The 18,932-nt window shown below is 66.9% G+C and carries 16 protein-coding genes; 3 read left to right on the forward strand and 13 right to left on the reverse strand.

What is annotated here, in order from left to right; translation table 11 throughout:
• Positions 1 to 31: 31 nt before the first annotated feature.
• From AB4Y98_RS12115 to AB4Y98_RS12125, 3 genes are read right to left on the reverse strand one after another with little or no spacing between them, the layout of a single operon-like run.
• Entirely contained in the window at positions 32 to 592 is a 561-nt protein-coding gene (locus tag AB4Y98_RS12115) for a hypothetical protein (RefSeq protein WP_312786501.1), read from the reverse strand.
• Positions 592 to 1,806 (reverse strand): M56 family metallopeptidase, encoded by a 1,215-nt coding sequence (locus AB4Y98_RS12120; protein WP_442244428.1) that lies wholly within the window; start codon positions 1,804 to 1,806, stop codon positions 592 to 594. The genes AB4Y98_RS12115 and AB4Y98_RS12120 overlap by 1 nt, the downstream gene beginning before the upstream one ends.
• A complete protein-coding gene (locus AB4Y98_RS12125; protein WP_363731880.1) occupies positions 1,799 to 2,164 on the reverse strand; it encodes a BlaI/MecI/CopY family transcriptional regulator in 366 nt (121 codons plus the stop codon). Before AB4Y98_RS12125 ends, AB4Y98_RS12120 begins: the two co-directional genes overlap by 8 nt.
• 117 nt (positions 2,165 to 2,281) lie before the next feature.
• On the opposite strand from AB4Y98_RS12125, the gene AB4Y98_RS12130 reads away from it, so the two are divergent.
• From AB4Y98_RS12130 to AB4Y98_RS12140, 3 genes are read left to right on the forward strand one after another with little or no spacing between them, the layout of a single operon-like run.
• The gene (locus AB4Y98_RS12130; RefSeq protein ID WP_442244429.1) at positions 2,282 to 2,839 is read left to right on the forward strand and encodes a flavin reductase family protein; all 558 of its coding nucleotides are present in this window, start codon (positions 2,282 to 2,284) and stop codon (positions 2,837 to 2,839) included.
• A 32-nt stretch (positions 2,840 to 2,871) separates the two neighbouring features.
• On the forward strand, positions 2,872 to 4,824 hold the full coding sequence (locus AB4Y98_RS12135) for an acetyl-CoA hydrolase/transferase C-terminal domain-containing protein (RefSeq protein WP_312786987.1): 1,953 nt from the start codon (positions 2,872 to 2,874) through the stop codon (positions 4,822 to 4,824).
• Positions 4,825 to 4,848: 24 nt separating this feature from the next.
• Positions 4,849 to 5,472, forward strand: coding sequence for an NADAR family protein (locus AB4Y98_RS12140; RefSeq protein ID WP_442244430.1), 624 nt, complete (start codon positions 4,849 to 4,851; stop codon positions 5,470 to 5,472).
• 109 nt (positions 5,473 to 5,581) lie between these two features.
• Here the strand turns inward: AB4Y98_RS12140 and tkt are convergent, their stop codons facing one another.
• The 10 genes from tkt to AB4Y98_RS12190 form a co-directional block, all read right to left on the reverse strand.
• Complete coding sequence (gene tkt, locus AB4Y98_RS12145; RefSeq protein WP_032977193.1) at positions 5,582 to 7,579, reverse strand: transketolase; 1,998 nt, start codon at positions 7,577 to 7,579, stop codon at positions 5,582 to 5,584.
• Between the two features lie 202 nt (positions 7,580 to 7,781).
• Positions 7,782 to 9,116 carry a dicarboxylate/amino acid:cation symporter gene (locus AB4Y98_RS12150; RefSeq protein ID WP_033831880.1) on the reverse strand — a complete coding sequence of 445 codons (1,335 nt, stop codon included), beginning with the start codon at positions 9,114 to 9,116 and terminating at the stop codon, positions 7,782 to 7,784.
• A gap of 57 nt (positions 9,117 to 9,173) precedes the next feature.
• Positions 9,174 to 10,874, reverse strand: a complete 1,701-nt coding sequence (locus AB4Y98_RS12155) for a BatD family protein (RefSeq protein ID WP_442244431.1) — start codon at positions 10,872 to 10,874, stop codon at positions 9,174 to 9,176.
• A complete protein-coding gene (locus AB4Y98_RS12160; RefSeq protein WP_442244432.1) occupies positions 10,871 to 12,811 on the reverse strand; it encodes a tetratricopeptide repeat protein in 1,941 nt (646 codons plus the stop codon). The genes AB4Y98_RS12155 and AB4Y98_RS12160 overlap by 4 nt, the downstream gene beginning before the upstream one ends.
• Positions 12,808 to 13,812, reverse strand: coding sequence for a vWA domain-containing protein (locus AB4Y98_RS12165; RefSeq protein ID WP_312787755.1), 1,005 nt, complete (start codon positions 13,810 to 13,812; stop codon positions 12,808 to 12,810). Before AB4Y98_RS12165 ends, AB4Y98_RS12160 begins: the two co-directional genes overlap by 4 nt.
• Positions 13,809 to 14,258, reverse strand: a complete 450-nt coding sequence (locus AB4Y98_RS12170; RefSeq protein WP_132824319.1) for a DUF4381 domain-containing protein — start codon at positions 14,256 to 14,258, stop codon at positions 13,809 to 13,811. The genes AB4Y98_RS12165 and AB4Y98_RS12170 overlap by 4 nt, the downstream gene beginning before the upstream one ends.
• A complete protein-coding gene (locus AB4Y98_RS12175) occupies positions 14,255 to 15,184 on the reverse strand; it encodes a DUF58 domain-containing protein (protein ID WP_442244433.1) in 930 nt (309 codons plus the stop codon). The genes AB4Y98_RS12170 and AB4Y98_RS12175 overlap by 4 nt, the downstream gene beginning before the upstream one ends.
• An 8-nt stretch (positions 15,185 to 15,192) precedes the next feature.
• Entirely contained in the window at positions 15,193 to 16,218 is a 1,026-nt protein-coding gene (locus AB4Y98_RS12180; protein ID WP_442244434.1) for an AAA family ATPase, read from the reverse strand.
• Between the two features lie 202 nt (positions 16,219 to 16,420).
• Positions 16,421 to 18,394 carry a type IV pilus secretin PilQ gene (locus AB4Y98_RS12185; RefSeq protein WP_223496378.1) on the reverse strand — a complete coding sequence of 658 codons (1,974 nt, stop codon included), beginning with the start codon at positions 18,392 to 18,394 and terminating at the stop codon, positions 16,421 to 16,423.
• A 21-nt stretch (positions 18,395 to 18,415) separates the two neighbouring features.
• Positions 18,416 to 18,922 carry a pilus assembly protein PilP gene (locus AB4Y98_RS12190; RefSeq protein ID WP_223497293.1) on the reverse strand — a complete coding sequence of 169 codons (507 nt, stop codon included), beginning with the start codon at positions 18,920 to 18,922 and terminating at the stop codon, positions 18,416 to 18,418.
• Positions 18,923 to 18,932 lie beyond the last annotated feature (10 nt).

Consider the following 18,932-nt stretch of genomic DNA (forward strand, 5'->3'; position numbering starts at 1 on the left):
ACATCACCGTATCCGACAGCATGGCCTGCCGCTACCGCCCCTCCCTCCGCACCACATGCTGGCCCTTTACGATCTCGAAGGTGAAGGCGTACAGCAGGCTCACCGGCACCGGTTCGACTCGCTCGGCGCCTTGGCAGTCGCCACGGTCGCTCGGCACCTTGCCGGGGGCGAAGTGGCAGACCGCGGCGGGCGAATACTTCCACATCGCCACCGCCTCCTGCGCAGCCTGCAACAGCGGCGCATTCTCGCTCGCCGCGCCTGCAGCGCATTCGCTGCGGTCGACCAGCGCCAGGCTGCGCTCGACAGCACCTTCGGCATCGATCACCACCTGCAGGCAGATCGTGGTCGCCGCCATTTCGGTGCGCGGGTCACGATCACCAATCTGCGGATCCGGCGCCGCATACAGCTGCGGCATCCGATAGCCTTCGGTCGCTCCCAGCGTGTACGCCTGCACCTGGCCGCTGCCGCCTTTCCCTTCCGCATGCAGGCGCTGATGGCCGACACTCTCATTGCGGGTATCGACGGTGGTCAACCGTTCCTGGGTGGCGCAGCCTGCCAGCATCCCCGCTGCCAACAGCAGTGCGAAGCGCATCACCTGGCGGTCTCCGTCACCTCGTCGCTCTCATCCATGGCGAAGGTGATCGGAATGCGTACTGCGCCCGCCACCGGCTTGCCGTTCTTCAGCGCCGGGCGATAGGTCCAGCTTCGCGCTGCTGCAATCGATACCGCTTCGAACACGCCCGGATTGGTGGCGCTCACTACACGCACATCGCTGACAGCACCCTGCGCATCAACGTCGACGCGGAGCACCACCACGCCTGTCTGGCTCTGCTCGAACGCGCTCTTCGGGTAGCTCGGTGGTGGCATCTTGTCGACCCGGATCTCCCGATCCATGACGGCCACGGTTGGGCCGGCCGCCATTGCTCCACCCTGGCTGGCCCACGCCACCGCCCCCACGCCCAGGCACAACCCGACCACCAGCACCTGCCCCGACACCCACGGCAATGCCTTCCGCTTGGACTGCTTCAACATGGCGATACGCTCCTTCAACACGGGTTGGCTGCGCCAGTGGCATACCGCCGGCGCAACCGGATGGACCAGCTGCGCCTTCAGCAGCGTGCTGGCGTAGAGGCCGCGCAGCGCAGGCTGCGGGGCAATGGTGCGGGCGTCGCAGGCCAGTTCCTGGTCACGCAGGAAACGGCGTGCGGCCCATGGCAGCAGCGGATGGAACCAGAACACCGCGCGCATCAGCAGCAGTACGCCGTTGGCCCAGTGATCGCCATTGCGACGATGGCTGTGCTCGTGCTGCAGGATCAGTGCCTGCTCCTGTGCAGTGAACTGCTGGTCGAAATCGGGGCCGACCACGATGCGCGGCCGCCACAGGCCCACCAGCGCCGGCAGCCCGGGATCGCCACTGGCCTGCCAGCTGCCATCGGAGCGTGGCCGCAGCGCGCCCAGGTTCCGCTCGAAGCGACGCTGTGCACGCAGGTCGCGCAGCAGGCAGGCGCCTGTGCCCAGCGTCCACACCAGCAACAGCACCAAAGGCCATTGCAGCGACGCCGTTGGCAGGCTGTCCACGGCTTCCGGCACGACCTTCAGCGGCAAGGTCGGCACATGCTGCAACAACGCGACATGTGGCAGGGGAATCAGCAGCGTGACCAACAACAGAGGCAGCAGCCACCAGCTGCGGTAAGCCAGCCCGGCGCCGCCCAATCGCACCAGCAACGGCCGCGTCACCGCCAGCAGGATTACGCCCAGCGCCAGCCACAGACTGGCACGCCACAGTCCGTCGAGCAGCTCATTCATCATCCAGCTCCTGGATCAGCTTCTTCAGTTCGGCGATGTCCTGCGCGCTGAGCTGGCCGCGTTCGCTGAAGTGCGCCACCAGCGGCGCCACCCGGCCCTCGAAGACACGCCCGAGGAAGTCCTGGCTCTGCGCTTCCACCCAGGCCTGGCGCTGCAGCAGCGGCCGGTACAGATAGCGCCGGCCATCGCGCTCGGCGGCGATCGCGCCCTTGGTCAGCAGGCGGTTGAGCAGGGTCTTGATGGTCGGCTCAGCCCAGTCGCGGTGGGCCAATGCGGCCACCACCTCGTCGGCGCTACGCGGTGCCTGCTGCCACAGCACCTCCATCACAACGGCTTCGGCTTCGCTGATCGGGGTCATGGTTTACATCCGTAATCGACGACTCGATTACGCGCGTAATCGAATCGACTGTCAACCCCTCGACCGGTAATTCATCGCGCCTGCGCCAGCATGGGGGCATCCACCGCAGGTACCGGCATGATGCCCTTGCGCAAACGTGATTTCCCGGTCGAGCAGGCCCGGCGCTTCCTCGAGCCCGGCCCCATCGTGCTGGTCAGCACCGCCTGGCAAGGCCAGCGCAACCTGATGACGATGGGCTGGCACATGGTGATGGGCTTCTCGCCCTCGCTGGTGGCCACCTACCTCTGGAACGAGAACCATAGCTTCAGCCTGGCCCGCAGCAGCGGCGAATGCGTGATCAACATCCCGGGCGTGGAGCTGCTGGACACGGTGGTCGATATCGGCAACTGCAGCGGCCGTGACGTGGACAAGTTCGAACGGTTCGGCCTGGATGCGATGCCAGCGCGGGAGGTGGGGGCACCGCTGGTGGGCCAGTGCCATTCCAGCTTCGAGTGCCGCCTGCATGACGACAGCCAGGTCGAATCGAGCAACCTGTTCATCTGGGAAATCGTGCGCGCCCATGTTGCGCCTCGCCCAAAGCTGCCACGCACGGTGCATTACCGGGGCGATGGGCAGTTCATGGTGTCCGGTGCCGAAGTCTCGCGTCGACGGCGGTTCAAGCCCGACATGCTGTAATGCCAGCACTCCCCCAAGCAGGACCGCCCCGGATGACCGAACACCTCACCGACCTCGACGCCGCCGTTGACTGGCTGTTTGCGCGCGTGGATGGGCCGCTGCGGATCGGTGCGCCGCTGGCGCTGGGCAAACCACACCGCCTGCTCAACGCCCTGTATGCGCGCGTCGAACAGGACCCGTCGCGGCCGCTGCAGCTGTATACCGCGCTGTCACTGAACCCGCCGCAGGCAAAGGGCAACGGCCTGGAAGCGCGCTTTCTGGCACCGTTCGCGGCCCGCCACTTCGGTGAAGACTTCCCGCGCCTGGCCTACGCCGATGCAATCGCCCGCGACGCACTGCCGGCACACGTGCAGGTGGAAGAGTTCTACATGCAGTCCGGTGCCCTGCTCGGTTCGCGGCAGGCGCAATCCAGCTACACCAGCCTCAACTACACCCACGCTGCCGACGCGGTAGCGCAGCGCGCGCCGCAGGTGATCGTGCAGAAAGTGGCGATGCGCCCGGACGACCGGCGCCTTTCGCTGTCGTGCAACAACGACATCACCCAGGACACACTGGACGCGATGACCGCACGCGGCCTGCCACGCCCGCTGCTGGTCGCCGAGATCGATCCGCAGCTGCCGTATCTGGGCGGCACCGCCACGGTCGACGTGTCCTTCTTCGATCTGGTCATCACCCCGCCAGCGCCGTATCCGGCGTTGTTCGGCCTGCCACGGCAACCGGTGGCCGACGCCGACTACGCCATCGGCCTGTATGCCAGCACCCTGGTGCGCGACGGGGGCACCCTGCAGATCGGCATCGGCACCCTGGCCGATGCACTCAGCCACGCATTGGTACTGCGCCACACCGACAACGCACGCTACCGCCGCGTGTTGAACGCGCTGGATCCGCAACTGGCCAGCCATCCGCTGGTACAGGAGATCGGCGGACTGGACCCGTTCGAGATCGGCCTGTACGGCTGCAGCGAAATGCTCAACGAGGGCTTCCGCCGGCTGGTGCAGACCGGTGTGATCAAGCGCAAGGTGCATGACGATCTGGCACTGATGCAGCGCATCGAAAACGGCAGCACGCTGTCCATCGACCATGCCACGCTGGAGGCCGAGGGCGAATACCTGCACGGCGCGTTCTACCTGGGCTCATCCGAATTCTATGAGTGGCTGCGCACCCTGCCCGAGGACGAATGCCGGGCGATCGGCATGCGCCGCATCAGCGAGATCAACCAGCTGTACGGTGGCAACGAAACGCTGGAGCGCCTGCAACGCCGTCACGCCCGCTTCTTCAACTCCTGCATGATGGCCACCGCGCTTGGCGCGGCGGTATCCGATGCACTGGAGGATGGCCGTGTGGTCTCGGGCGTGGGCGGCCAGTACAACTTCGTGGCGATGGCGCACGCCCTGCCGGAAGCCCGCAGTGTGCTGATGTTCCGCGCCGCCCGTGATGATCGCGGCCAGCGCGAATCCAATGTGCGCTGGAACTACGGGCACACGACCATTCCGCGCCACCTGCGTGACATCTATCTCAACGAGTACGGCATCGCCGACGTGCGTGGCCTGACCGACGACGACTGTGTGCACGCCATGGCGGCCATCACCGAAGCGCCGTTCCAGGGCGCGCTGCTGCAGCAGGCCTTCGCCGCGCGCAAGCTGGCCGCCACGGCGCAACCTGATGCGCAGCGGCAGCAGCGCAACACACCCCAGGCGCTGGCGGCGGCGCTGGCGCCGTTCCGCAACGATGGCACCCTGCCCGATTACCCGTTGGGCAGCGACTTCACCGAGATCGAACAGGTGCTGGTGAAGGCACTGGGCTGGTTGAAGGCCAATACACAGACGCGCGGCAGCAAGCTGCGTACCGTGTGGGACGCGCTGTGGCAGCCTGCAGGTGATGGTGACGCGGTGTATCTGCAGCGGATGGAACTGCAGTCGCCCAAGGACTTCGGCGAACGGCTCAATGCACGGTTGTTGAGGCTGGCCCTGGCGCGTACCGCGTGATCGCGCGGAGGGTAGCGCCGGGCCATGCCCGGCGGACAACGACCAGTGCCAACCAAGGTTGGCACCTACCGCAGTAGCGCAGCGCGCTATCCTGTACCGATGAACGACGATTCCCGTTTCCTGCATGACCTGCAACGCCGCCAAGCCGACGGCGAACACCTGCGTTATCTCTGCTTCTGGGGCCACCAGCCGCCGCGCAGGGGCGTGGCGGCGTCGTGTTTCAGCCAGTGGTACGACGCAGGTTTCAACATCGATGGCGTGCACTACCGCACCGCAGAACACTACATGATGGCCGGCAAAGCGCGCCTGTTCGGCGACACGAAGATTCTCGACCAGATACTGGCCAGTGCGACGCCGGAGAGCGCCAAGGCACTAGGCCGCAGGATCGAAGGCTTCGACGATGCCAAATGGGCGCAGGCGCGCTACGCCCTGGTGGTCGAAGGCAATCGGGCCAAGTTCTCGCAGAATGCGGCGCTGGGTGATTTTCTGCGCGCCACGGCAGACCAGGTTCTGGTGGAAGCCAGTCCGGTGGATTTTATCTGGGGAATCGGCCTGGCCAAGGATCACGCCGATGCGCACAACCCTGCGCGGTGGCGCGGATTGAATCTGCTGGGGTTTGCGCTGATGGAAGTGCGGGACACGATGTAACGCGCATCCACGCGTGGCGTGGATCTACGGGCACGGCGGGCGAAACGGATCGACCGACAAAGAAAAGGCCGGCTTTCGCCGGCCTTTTCCCTATCCATTGCAGCGGGACTTACAGCGCCTTGGCTGCTTCCACCACGTGCGCGGTGGTGATGCCGAAGTGCTGGTACAGCTTGTCGGCCGGGGCCGAGGCACCGAAGGTGTCGATACCGATCACTGCACCGTCCAGGCCGACGAACTGGCGCCAGAAGCCGGTGACGCCAGCTTCGATGGCCACGCGCTTGCGCACGGCGTTCGGCAGCACCGATTCGCGGTAGGCCGCATCCTGGCGCAGGAACACATCGGTGGACGGCATCGAGACCACGCGGGTCTTCAGGCCGGCCGCATCCAGCTGCGCCTTCGCTTCGGTCGCCAGCGAGACTTCCGAACCGGTAGCGATCAGGATCACGTCCGGAGTGCCGGCAGCATCGGCCAGCACGTAACCACCGCGCTCGATCTGTGCGATCTGCTCAGCGTCGCGCGGCTGGTGCGGCAAGTTCTGGCGGCTGAACACCAGGCAGCTCGGGCCGTCCTGACGGGTGATCGCAGCCTTCCAGCTCACGGCCGACTCGACGGCATCGCACGGGCGCCACACGTCATTGTTCGGGATGTAGCGCAGCGAGGCCAGATGCTCCACCGGCTGGTGGGTCGGGCCGTCTTCGCCCAGGCCGATCGAGTCGTGGGTGTAGACGTGGATGGCGTGGGCCGGGATCAGCGCGCTCATGCGCACGGCATTGCGGGCGTAATCGCTGAACACCAGGAAGGTGGCGTCGAACGGGATGAAACCACCGTGCAGGGCCAGGCCATTGGCGATCGCGGTCATGCCGAACTCGCGCACACCGTAGTACACGTAGTTGGCATTGGCATCGTCGGTGGCGACGGACTTGCTGCCTTTCCACAGGGTCAGGTTGGAGTGCGCCAGGTCAGCCGAACCGCCAACGATTTCCGGCAGCAGCGGCGCGAACGCCTCGATGGCCAGCTGCGACGCCTTGCGCGAGGCAATGGTCTGGCCTTCGGCGGCAACCTGGGCGATGTAGGCGTCGGCCTTGGCGATGAAGTCGGCCGGCAGATCACCATGCGAGCGACGGGTCAGTTCAGCGGCTTCGGCCGGGTACTGCGCAGCGTACTTGTCGAACTGCTGCTCCCACTCGGCCTGACGCAGGGTGCCGGTACCGCCTGCACGCCAGCCGGCGTAGATCTCTTCGGGAATCTCGAACGGGCCGTAGTTCCAGTCCAGCGCCTTGCGGGTGGCTTCCAGTTCGTCCTTGCCCAGCGGTGCGCCGTGGCTGGATTCCTTGCCGGACTTGTTCGGCGAGCCGAAACCAATGGTGGTGCGGCAGCAGATCAGGGTCGGCTTGCCGTCCTGCGACAGGGCCGCTTCGATACCGGCCTTGATGCTCTCCGGATCGTGGCCATCGACGCCACGGACCACGTTCCAGCCATAGGCCTCGAAACGCTCCGGGGTGTTGTCGGTGAACCAGCCTTCGGTGTTGCCGTCGATGGAGATGTGGTTGTCATCCCAGAAGCAGACCAGCTTGTGCAGGCCCCAGGTGCCGGCCAGCGAGGCGGCTTCGTGGGAAATGCCTTCCATCAGGCAGCCATCGCCCATGAACACCCAGGTGCGGTGATCGACGATTTCCAGCTCCGGGCGGTTGAAGCGCTGTGCCAGCAGCTTCTCGGCCAAGGCAAAACCGACGGCGTTGGCGAAACCCTGGCCCAGCGGACCGGTGGTGGTCTCCACGCCCGGGGTCTCGTGACGCTCCGGATGGCCAGCGGTGTGGCTGCCCAGCTGGCGGAACGCCTTCAGCTGCTCGATCGGCAGGTCATACCCGCTCAGGTGCAGCAGCGCGTACTGCAGCATCGAGCCGTGGCCGTTGGACAGCACGAAGCGGTCGCGGTTGAACCACTGCGGGTTGTTCGGGTTGTGACGGTGGTAGTCGTTCCAGAGGACTTCGGCGATGTCGGCCATGCCCATGGGCATGCCGGGATGGCCGGACTTTGCGGTTTCAACCGCATCGGCGGCGAGGAAGCGGATGGCGTTGGCCAACTGGCGACGGGTAGGCTGCGTCATGGTTCTGTCGGAATCGGGAGGCGGCCGCGGAACTGCGGGCGGCCTATTGTCCCACAGACGCCCGGCAGGGTCAGGTCGACCAGGGCGGTAGTGCCGGCCGTTGGCCGGCAACGTCGAGATCTGCGCTGGATTCCGCATATGAAGAGGGGTCGGAGCCCCTTCCTGCGGAAAGGAATCCGACCCCGATCAGGTATTGCCTGGGTCAGTTGTCCAGACGGGCCGCGGCGGCCGCGGCCTCGGCCGGAGTGTCCGGCGCTTCGCCCTTGGCCACCAGGGTGGTCAGGGCCAGGTCACCGGTCACGTTCAGCGCGGTGCGGCACATGTCCAGGAAGTGGTTCACGCCCAGGATCAGGCCGATGCCCAGCGGATTGACGCCAACCATCGCACAGATCATCGCCACCACCGGCAGCGAGCCGGACGGCACACCGGCCGTACCGATACCACCAAGGATGCAGACCGCCATCACCATGACCTGCTGGCCGATGCTCAGGTCGACACCGAAGAACTGGGCCAGGAAGATCACCGTCACGCCCTCGAACAGCGCCGTGCCGTTCTGGTTGGCGGTGGCGCCCACGGTCAGCACGAAGCGCGACACGCGCTGCGGCAGGCCCATCTGGTCAGCCACGCGCAGCGCGGTCGGCAGGGTGGCGTTGCTGGAGGCGGTGGAGAAGGCCATCACCGTGGCCTCCTGGGTCTGGCGGAAGAACGCCAGCGGTGAACGGCCCGACAGCCACACCGCGGTGCCGTAGGTCACCACCATGTGCAGCCCCAACGCCAGCACCACCACGCCCACGTAGGCACCCAGGCGGATGATCAGATCGAAACCGAACAGCGCGGCCAGGTTGAACATGAAGCAGGCCACTGCATACGGCGCCAGGCGGATGACCAGGTTGATCAGGGTCATCGAGATCTCAAACACGCCTTCGATGGCGCGACGCAGCGGGGCGACCTTGGCCTCGTCGGTCAGCACCATGCCGATGCCGAACATCAGCGCGAAGAACATCAGCGACAGGATCGCGCCATTGTCGGACGCGGCCTGCAGCACGTTGCTCGGCACGATCGACAGCAGCATGTCCATGCCCTTCGGCGTGCCATGGATGCCAGCAACGATTTCCTTGCTGCGCTCAGCGTTCTCCGACAGCATCAGCGCGGCCACCTGCGGGTCGACGCCGGCACCGGGCTTGAGCAGGTTGACCAGCACCAGGCCGATACCCACCGCGATGCCGGACAGCAGCACGGTGTAGGCCAGCGTCTTCCAGCCGATGCGGCCAAGGGCGCGGATGTCGCCCATCTCCGACACACCCATGATCAGCGCCGAGAAGATCAGCGGCACGATCAGCATGAAGATCAGGTTGAGGAACAGGCCCGACGCCGGGGTGGTGACGTAGTCCATTACCCACTTGGCACCGGTCTGCAGGCCGTCGACGCTGCCGCCCAGGGCATGCACGATCAGTCCCAGGACCAGGCCGATCGCAAAGCCGATGCCCATCTTCCAATGCAGGGGCAACTTCTTCTTGTCGGCAGCAGCTGCTGTCATGCGCGGGATTCCTCGAAAAATGAATCTACTCTAACAAAGCGCGCAAGCCGCGCCGGTTCAGGGTTGCCGCGGCGGATACAGCGGCGGCAGCCCAGTGTCGACGCCGCCGGTGGCGGCCGACCAGTGCGGTCCGTCACGGAAGCTTTCGCGCAGGCGGGCCCGCAGCGCGCTGACATCACCCATCCCGCCCCAGCGCCCCTGCTGCAACGCCTGCAGGGTCTGCCGCTGGGCCGGATCGGCGAGCCGCTCGATCACCTGCTCCAGGCGTTCCACGCCGGCCATCGAACACAGCAGCGCCTCTACCTGGTCGAAGCCCTCGCCATCGATGGCCCGGCGCAGCTCGGCCACGCTGGCACGCGAGGACGTTGCAGGGGCACTGGCTCCTGGCCGGGGAACCGGACGGGTGTGGACGACGGCACGGCGGCCACGTCGCCATCCCCATGCCAGGGTCAACAGCCATAGCAGCGCCAGGCCTGCGGCGGCAGCCATCCACGGCCACGGCCGGGGACCTGCTGCGGTGGGTGCAAGAGAGGATGCAGCGGCGGGTGCGGCGTCTTCCGGCAACGCGGCATCGGTATCGATCGCTTGGACCACCGGCGCGCCGGCCCGGCCTGCGGCCACGGCCAGTTCCAGATCCGGCAGGCTGGCCTGCTGGGCACTGCCACTGTCCACGTTCCACCAGGCCACGCGCGGCCCCGGCACACGCAGCGATCCAACCTGCCGCGGCACGATCGAATAGCGACGGGTGATCTTCAGGCGTGGCGTGCTGCCGTTGAAGGTCTCCTCGTACTGGGCAGGTTCGGCGAACACCTGTGCGGCGTCGCCGAGGTCGGGCACGGGCAGATCGGTGAATTGTGCCCGGGTAGCGCCGTTGGCGATTGCTTCTACCATCACGGTGGCCGCTTCGCCCGTGCGCGCACTGCTGGGTGCGGCGGTGTAGCGCAATTGCAGGCTGTGCAGGGGCAGCCACGGCTGCACGGCCTGCGCCGGTTGCGCCTGCACCTGCAGCGTGCGTTCGGCACCGACGGCATTCATGCGGCCATCGCCACCGCTCCCGAAGAAGTCATCGAAGAAGCCACCTGCACTGCGGCCGGTGAAGCGCGCGCCAGGCAGGCGCAACGCCCCGCTGCGCTCGGGGATCAGCAGGAAGCGACGTTCGACCACGTTGTAGCGCCGGCCGTTGACCTGGCGCACGTCGCTGCGATCCTCCCCCACCCGCTGCAGCGAAGCGCCACTGGGTGTGTCGAGCACCAGTTCGCCCGACGCCAGCTGCGAGGCGAAGTACAGCCTGACCACCACGCCCACGCTCTGCTGCACGTAGGGCGTCGGGTCATCCACCTCGGTTTCGATGAAGGCGGTGGCATTGCTCTGCGGGGTGGCCACCACGGCATCACTTACCTGCAGCACCAAGGGCACCGTGCGTGCTGCGCCTACCTGTAATGAAGGCACCTGCAGCGTACCGGTGCGGCGCGGCGTCAACGCAACCGTGTAGAGGTTGCGCTGCTGGACGCCGCCATTGCTCCACTGCACCTGGCGGTTGCTGCTCTGCGCGCTGAGCACGAAATCGGCATTCAACGGTGCATAGTCCGGAGCGCCCTGATCGGTCTCGATGTGCAGGGTGACCGCATCACCGGCGGCAATGCTGTCCTGTTCCAGCCAGGCGCGCGTCTGCGCCATGGCCGCCATCGGCAGCCACAGCAGCAGCATCGCCAGCACAGGCAGAGGCCACCGGAATTGCCTGCTCGCCATGCCTGTCATCGCCCTTCCCTCATTCTACGTTCGTTTTCCAACTGGAACTTGGCCCGCAGCAGTGCCCCCGGATCATCCGGCACGCGCCGCATCCACGCCTCTACGGCCTGCTGTTCCTCGCGCTGTTGCGGCGTACTGCCGTCGCCGCGCACTGCCGTCTTGCCGGCTTCAGCGGCGCGCGCCTGCTGCAGGGCCTGCTGCATCCGCTGACGTTGCTGGGCATCGGCCTGCGCCTGGGCCTGCGCGTCGGCTGCCTGCGGCGGCTCCTGCTTCGCCCCCTGCTGGCCGGAACCTGTAGACGCGGGATTCTGCTGACCCTTCCGGTCCTGCGATTGCTGCTGGCCTTGCTGGCCTTGCTGGCCTTGTTGGCCTTGTTGGCCTTGTTGGCCTTGTTGGCCTTGTTGGCCTTGTTGGCCTTGTTGGCCTTGTTGGCCTTGCTGGCCCTGCTGCGGCTGATTCTGCTGACCTTGCTGGCCCTGCTGCTGATTCTGCTGACCTTGCTGGCCCTGCTGGTTCTGCTGCTGTCCCTGCTGCGGCTTCTGCTGCCCCTTGCCCTGCCCCTGGCTGTTGTTCGACGACGACTTGCGCTTGCGCGCGGCGTCGACCACCGCACGGTTGGCGACGGCGTCGGCCATCTGCGGGTGGCGCGCCAAGGCCTTGTCGTAGGCGGCGATGGCACCGTCATAGTCGCCCTGGCGGGCAAGCACATTGCCGAGGTTGTACCAGCCCGCATCGCTGTCGATGCCTTCGAACTGCTTGCGGGCCGTGGCGAAATCACCTTGACGGTACGCCTGCACGCCCTCAGCCAGGCGTGCATGCTCACGCTGGTCGGCTCGTTCCCACAACGTGCCCGCGGCCGGCGCAGCTGTGGGCGCGCGCGGCTGCGCCTGCAACTGCCCGCTCAAGGGCAGCAGACCCACGGCCAGCAACGCCGCAAGCACCGCGCGACGGCGGAACGCCAGCAGTGCCAACAGCATCACCGGCGGCAACAACCAATAGCCTTCGTCCTGCCATTGCCGGGCCTGCCCGGGCCGCTCCAGTGCGCCACCTTCGCTGGCATCCAGCACGTCCAGTGCCTCCAGATCGCGATCATCGCTGGCGATGCGCTGGTAACGCCCGCCGCCTGCGGTGGCGACGGCACGCAGGCTGGTTTCATCCAGCGCGGCCTGTGCGATCTGGCCTTGACCATCGCGATAAGCGGCGCCGGATGGCGTGCCCAGGCCCAGCACCGACACCTGCAGGCCGAGGCCGCGCGCCTGCGTCGCCGCAAGCACCGCTTCGCTGTCGGCCTGGTCGCTGATCAGGAGAATCCGGCCTCGAAGGGCACCGGTCTGCCGCAGCAACCGCACCGCCCAGTCGATGGCACGGTCGGCGCGCTGGCCATCACGTGGCATCACCTCCGGCGACAGCGCGTCCAGGTACAGCGCTACGTTGGCAGCGTCGTCAGTCAACGGCGCCACGGTATACGCGTCTTCGGCATACACCACCAGACCCACCTGCCCGCCTTGGCGGGCGCGCAGCAAAGCACCGATCTTTGCCCGTGCCTGCAGCAGGCGCGAGGGTGGCAGGTCGGTCGCGGTGATGCGGCTGGAGAGATCCATCACGACCACCAGCGGCGCGCTGGCCTGATAGACCGGCTGCGCCTGCTGGCGCCAGCTGGGGCCCGCCATCGCCAGTGCGGCCAGGGCCCAGCCCAGCAGCAACGCCCAGGGCAGGCGCACGCGCCGCTTTCCCTCGCCAGCCAGCAAGTGCGACAACAGGTGGGCATCGACCGCCTGCCGCCACGCATCGCTGCGCCTTTGCCGGTAGATGGCCACCGCCACGATCAGCGGCAGTGCCGCCAGCATCCACAACCAATCCGGGCGCAGGAAATGCAGCGCGCTCCAATCGAACGTGCTCCACTCGAACGCGCTCCAGTCGGGCATCTTCAGAAAAGTGGCGCTCATCGGCGACGCTCCGGCCATACCCACGCCAACGCACCCAGCAGCAACGCGACAGCCAGCGGCCACGCATAACGCTCGTTGCGCGGACGCAGTGTCGGTCCCTTCGCGGCGATCGGCTCCAGCCTGTCCAGTTCGGCATAGATGCCAACCAACTGGTCGGTATCACGCGCACGGAAGAATCGGCCGCCGGTCATCTCGGCGATCCTGCGTAACGTTGCCTCATCCACCGGGTCGCGATCAGCGGCTACGGGAATGCCGAAGAACCGCGCACTACCGTCGCTGCCAAAGGCCACGGTGTGCACGCGCACGCCTTCGGCACGTGCCAGCTCGGCCGCGCGCAGGGGTTCCAGCACGCCGGCGTTGCTGACACCGTCGGTCAACAGGATGAGTACACGCTGCCCTTCGGGCTGGCTGCGCAGGCGTTTGACCGCCAGCGCGATGGCGTCACCAATGGCCGTCTCGCGCCCGGCCAGGCCAACCACGCTGTCGCGCAGTTGATCGCGCACGCTGGACAGATCGGCGGTCAGCGGTGTGAGAGTGTAGGCACGGTCACCGAACACCAGCAGGCCGACGCGATCGCCGGCACGACGGTCCAGGAAATCGGCCAATACCGCCTTGGCAGCGGTCAGTCGCTCCACCGCCTGTGCGCCAAGCACCATGTCCGGCTCGCTCATGCTGCCGGACACGTCCATCGCCAGCATCATCTGCCGGCCTTCCTGTGGCGGAGTGATCGCCTCACCCAGTTGCTGTGGTCGCGCCATCGCCAGGCACAGCGCCAGCCAGCCCAGCCAAAGCAGTCCACTGCGCAGCCAGGAAACGCCGACACGACCGCCACCGGCCAGTGCTTCCAGTTCGGCAGCGGCGTAGGGCACGCGCAGCGCGGCGCCCGGGTCGGCGCGCCGTTTCCACGCAAACATCAGGATCGGCAACGGCAGAGCCAGCAGTGCGAGCGGCCACGCCAGCTGCAGATCCGGCCAGGGCCAGTAAGCTGCCAGCGCGCTCATCGGCGGCGCTCCTGCAGCAACGCCAGGTAGCGTGCCCGCGCCCACGCGCGCACGTCGGCCACGGCAGCGGCATCCACGCTTGGGCGATACGCCCCCTCGGCCAGCAGGTTGCGCTGCGCGAGCGACAGGGTGTCCTTGGGATCGACGTACTGCCACCACGCGTCATCGCGCAGGGCTTCGCTGCCGGGGCGTGCCTGACGCGCCGCACGCCGCAGCAGGCTGGCGATGACCGCCAGTTCCGACGGCGCGCCGGTCACTGCTGCAATCTCCTGGTCGAACGCATGCAACCACTGTCGTCGGCGTCGACGCCGACGCCATGCCACCGCAGCAACGATTGCCAGCAACAACAGAACCAGTGCGATCAGCATCAGCCAGCCAGGTGCCGGCGGCCACCACGTTGGCGAGGCCGGCAACTGCACATCACGCAGCGGCAGGGAGGGACTCATGCCGGCACCTCCGTCGGTGCCGGTGCCAGCCAGGCATCGCTGGCCGCATCGGTGGAAAGCACCTGCACATCGACGCGACGCGCAGCAAGCTGCGTGCGCAGCTGCTGCAGGGGTTCGACAAAATGCGCCTGCCAGTGCGCCTGCACATCGTGGCGGCGCAGGTCCAAACCGATGCGCTGCTGTGCGGCGAGAAACTGCAAGGGAGCCGCTGGCGGTTGCAACTCCAGCGGATCAACCAGCAGCAGCAGACTCAGGTCATGGTGTTGGGCCAGTGCGCTCCAGCGCGCCGGCGGAATGCGGATCGCCTGCTGCGGATCGGCCAGCACCAGCATCCGCGCGCCGGGGCGCAGCACCCGCCCGGCATGGTCCAGCGCGCGTTCCAGGCCAAGGTCATCGGCAGGTGGCTGCGCGTACCAGCGCGTGAGTGCATCGAGTACGCGCAGTACGCCGCGGGCACCGCCGGCCGGCGCGATCGGCGCCTCGCGATCACTGCCGCGCAATGCACCGATGCGGTCGCCGCGACGCTGTGCAGACCATGCCGCGACGGCACCCGCGCGCGCCGCCTGCACGGACTTGAAGCGCACGCGGGTACCGAAGTACAGCGCAGGCGAAGTATCGGCAACGATCAGGGTGACCCGCTCGCGTTCTGCCTGGAACAGCTTGGTGTGCGTGCGGCCGGTGCGCGCGGTGACGCGCCAGTCGATGTGACGCGCGTCGTCGCCCGCCACGTACTCGCGTGATTCGGCATATTCCATGCCGCGCCCGCGCAGTGGTGAAGGTGCTTGCCCGGCGCTGCCCGCCCGCCCACGACGAGGCGGCGGCGGGCGCTGTGCCAGGCGGCGCAATGCCACCAGCTCGGCCAGTTGCGGTCGCAGGCCATCGCCTTCGCTGGTAACCGGAGCAGGTCCGTTGGTCGTGCCGGTCATGCGCGCGCTCAGGGCGCCGGTACCCGGGCAAGCAGTTCCTGCACCAGGCGCTCACCATCCCAGCCTTCGGCGATGGCTTCATAACTGGGCAGAACCCGGTGGCGCAGCACATCGGCGGCCACGGCACGCACGTCGTCGGGGGTGACGAAGTCACGCCCTGCCAACCACGCCCGCGCCCGTGCGCACCGCTCCAGTGCGATGGAGCCACGCGGGCTGGCGCCCCACGCGATGCGGCGCGCCAGCGAGGTGTCGTAGCGCGAAGGGTCGCGTGAGGCCAGTACCAGCTCGATCAGATAGCGCTCCAGCGCGGGGGCCATGTGCAGCTCCAGCACCTCGCGGCGCGCATCGAAGACATCCTGCATCGGCAGCTTTTCCGGCGCCGCTGCGGCCTCGCCAAGCGCGCCGCGGGCACGCTCGCGGGCCAGCCGCAGGATCTCCGACTCGGCCGTCTGGTCTGGATAACCAATGCGTACATGCATCAGGAAACGATCCAGCTGCGCTTCCGGCAGCGGGAAGGTGCCTTCCTGCTCGATCGGGTTCTGCGTGGCCATCACCAGGAACAGCGAGGGCAGTGCGTAGGTGTGGCGGCCAACGGTCACTTGGCGTTCGCCCATCGCTTCCAGCAGCGCGGACTGCACTTTGGCCGGCGCACGGTTGATCTCGTCAGCCAGCAGGATCGGGTGGAAGATCGGCCCCGGTACGAACTCGAAACGACCTTCCTGAGGGCGCCAGATCTCGGTGCCGGTCAGGTCCGAAGGCAGCAGGTCCGGCGTGAACTGCACACGTGCGAAGTCTGCTTCCAGCCGTGCCGCCAAGGCCCGGATGGCCGTGGTCTTGGCCAGGCCCGGCGCACCTTCCACCAGCAGGTGGCCATCGGCCAGCAAGGCGATCAGCAGGCGTTCGACCAGCGCCGCCTGGCCGACGATCTCAGCCGACAGTGCATCGCGCAGGTCGCTGAAGGCCGCATGCAGGCGCGAGGTGACGGGGGCAGGCGGTGGAGAAATGGATTCGGGCATCGGCGGAGGCAGGTTCATGGGGGCCTTTGACCGGCGCGGGATGGCTCGGGTTCCCCACATCATCGCAGGCCGCCCGGCTGCTGGCATCAAGAACGGCTGAACAGCCTCCACGCATGGCGTGGATCTACTCGGAGAGGCATGTCGTGGATCTAGCTGCGATGGCGCAAACGACGCGGGGCCGCACGTGGCGGCCCCGGTCGGATACAACAGATGTGATGCCTCAGTTCTGGCGGGCCACTCGCAGGACCTTCGGGGTCACGAAGACCAGCAGTTCAGCCTTGTCCTTGTTGCGGCCACGCTTCTTGAACAGGTTACCGAGGAACGGCACATCGCCCAGGAACGGCACCTTGCTGACACTGTTGCGGTCGGTGAACTCATACACGCCACCGATCACCACGGTCTGGCCATCTTCCACCAGCACGGCGGTGTTGACCTCGCGGCGGTTGATGGACGGCACGGTGCCATAGCCCTGCAACTGGATCAGCTGATCAACCTCGTCCTTCTTCACCGCCATGTTGAGGAACACGCGGTTGTCGTTGGTGATCGTCGGCGTGACCTTCAGCTCCAGCACTACTTCCTTGAACTGCACGTTCGGGGTCTGTGCGCCGCCAGTACCGCCGCCACTGATGGTCACATAGCCGATTTCCTTGCCCTGCTTGATCAGCGCCTCGCGCTGGTTGGTGGTCACCACGCGCGGGTTGGAAATCACTTCACCACGCGACTCTTCCTGCATGGCCGACAATTCCACATCAAGCAGATAGCCCGCGTTGAGGATCGACAGTGCCAGCGAACCCGGGTTGCTGGCCGCTGCCACCGGCAGGTTCCAGTTCAGGCCACGGGTGATCGTAGGACCCACCGGCACCGGTGCCGGCCCGGTCCTGCCACCGGCCACCCATTGATTGAACGCGGTCTGGTTGGCAATGGACGTAGCCACTTCCGACTCGCGGTTCTTCGCATTGGATGCGAGGTCACCGCTGAAGTAGACGTTGTCACGGCTGCCGCTGATGCCGAACTTGGCGCCCAGTTCGCGCGCGAACGTGTCGGTAGCGATGACGATGCGTGCTTCGATCAGTACCTGGTCGACCGGGCGGTCGATGACACTGATCAACTCGCGCATGCGCGCGATCTTCTTCGGAATGTCGCTGATCATCAGCGTGTTGGTGCGCTCGTCGGCGACAATGCGGCCGCGCGCCGACAGGAAGCCACTTTCTTCCTGCGAACTGCCACCACCACCGCCACCGCCACCGCCGCCACCACCGCCGATGCCCTTGGCCTCGGTCAGCGCTTTGAAGATCTGCGTGGCGCTGTGGTAGTTGATCTGGACATAGTCGGTCATCAGGTCTTCGCGGTTCTCGATCGCGATGCGCGCGTCTTCCTTCTCCTGCTCGAACTTGGCCAGCTCGGACTGCGGCGCAACCCACACGACGCTGCCGTCACGACGCTTGTCCAGACCCTTGGCACGCAGCACGATATCCAGCGCCTGGTCCCACGGCACGTTGACCAGACGCAGGGTCACATTGCCCTGCACCGAATCAGAGGCCACCACGTTCAGATTCGACTCTTCGGCGATCAGCTGCAGCACGGTGCGCACGGGCACGTCCTGGAAGTTGAAAGTCACCGGTTTGCCGGTGAAGCCGCGCTGCGGGACGCCCTTGGCAGCCTGGGTCACGCTGCCGGCAGTGACTGCGCCAACGGCGGCCTGCGCCTGCCGCGGGCTGATCTCCACCACATACTCGTTGCCACTCTGGTAGGCCAGCGACTCGACCGGACCGCCCGTGCTCAGCACCAGCTGGGTGCCGGCCCCGGACGGCTTGGCGTCGATGCGCTGCACCGGGGTGGCGAAGTCGGTGACGTTCATCGGCTTCTGCAGGTTGGCCGGCAGGCGCGCGTTGCCGACATCGACCACCACGCTGTTGCCCTGGCTGCGCAGGTCGGGCATGGCGCCCTGGCCGTCGAACTGCAGGATCAGGCGGCCTGCGCCGTCATCGCCACGCTTGAAGTCGATACGCTGCACCGACAGGCTTGCCGGTGCAGTGGCCGACGTCGCAGCCAGCGCCGTGCCGGCCGGTTTTTCCGACGGTGCGGCAGCCAGCGCCGGAGCGCAGGCCAACATCAACGCGACTCCCAGCGCGCTGATGCGGTTCAAGGTAGAGCGCCGGATGGGACGCAGCCCCTTGGCTTGGTGAAAGGTCATCGTGCTATCCCCAGTAAACGATCATTGATCTTCAAGCGCGAGCGTTGCTGGACGTTCCAGCCAGCCACCCGCGCCATCCGGCACCAGTTCGATCAGCTCCACGCGGTCTTCGAAGACCGCGGTGACCCGCCCGTCGCTCTGCCCCAGGTACCCGCCGGGACGCACCCGATAGGTCACCTTGTCCGGCCCCATCACCAGCGCCACGGTGCCGGCGCCTGTTCCGATGGTGCCGACCATGTCCAGCGCGTCCAGCGGGAAGCCTTCCATCGGCTCCTTGCGCCGGTTCGGATCTGGCCGCAGTCCCCCATTCCCCTGCTGCGGGTTGGTCCAGGCATCGGTGAACGGATCGCGCATGCCCTGCGCGGAGTATTCGAAGGTCTCGAACTGTTGCATCACCGGCAGGGCCTCAATCGACTCCGCCGGTCGTGCGCGCTCGCTCTCGACCCATTTTTCCAGGTTGGGTGCATCACCCGGCGTGCTGGTCACGCCGCGACCGCAGGCGGCCAGCAGCAACACCGTCAATACCATCCCACCGCGT

The sequence above is a fragment of the Stenotrophomonas sp. 2YAF26 genome, assembly GCF_052114625.1.
GTDB classification, from domain to species: domain Bacteria; phylum Pseudomonadota; class Gammaproteobacteria; order Xanthomonadales; family Xanthomonadaceae; genus Stenotrophomonas; species Stenotrophomonas indicatrix.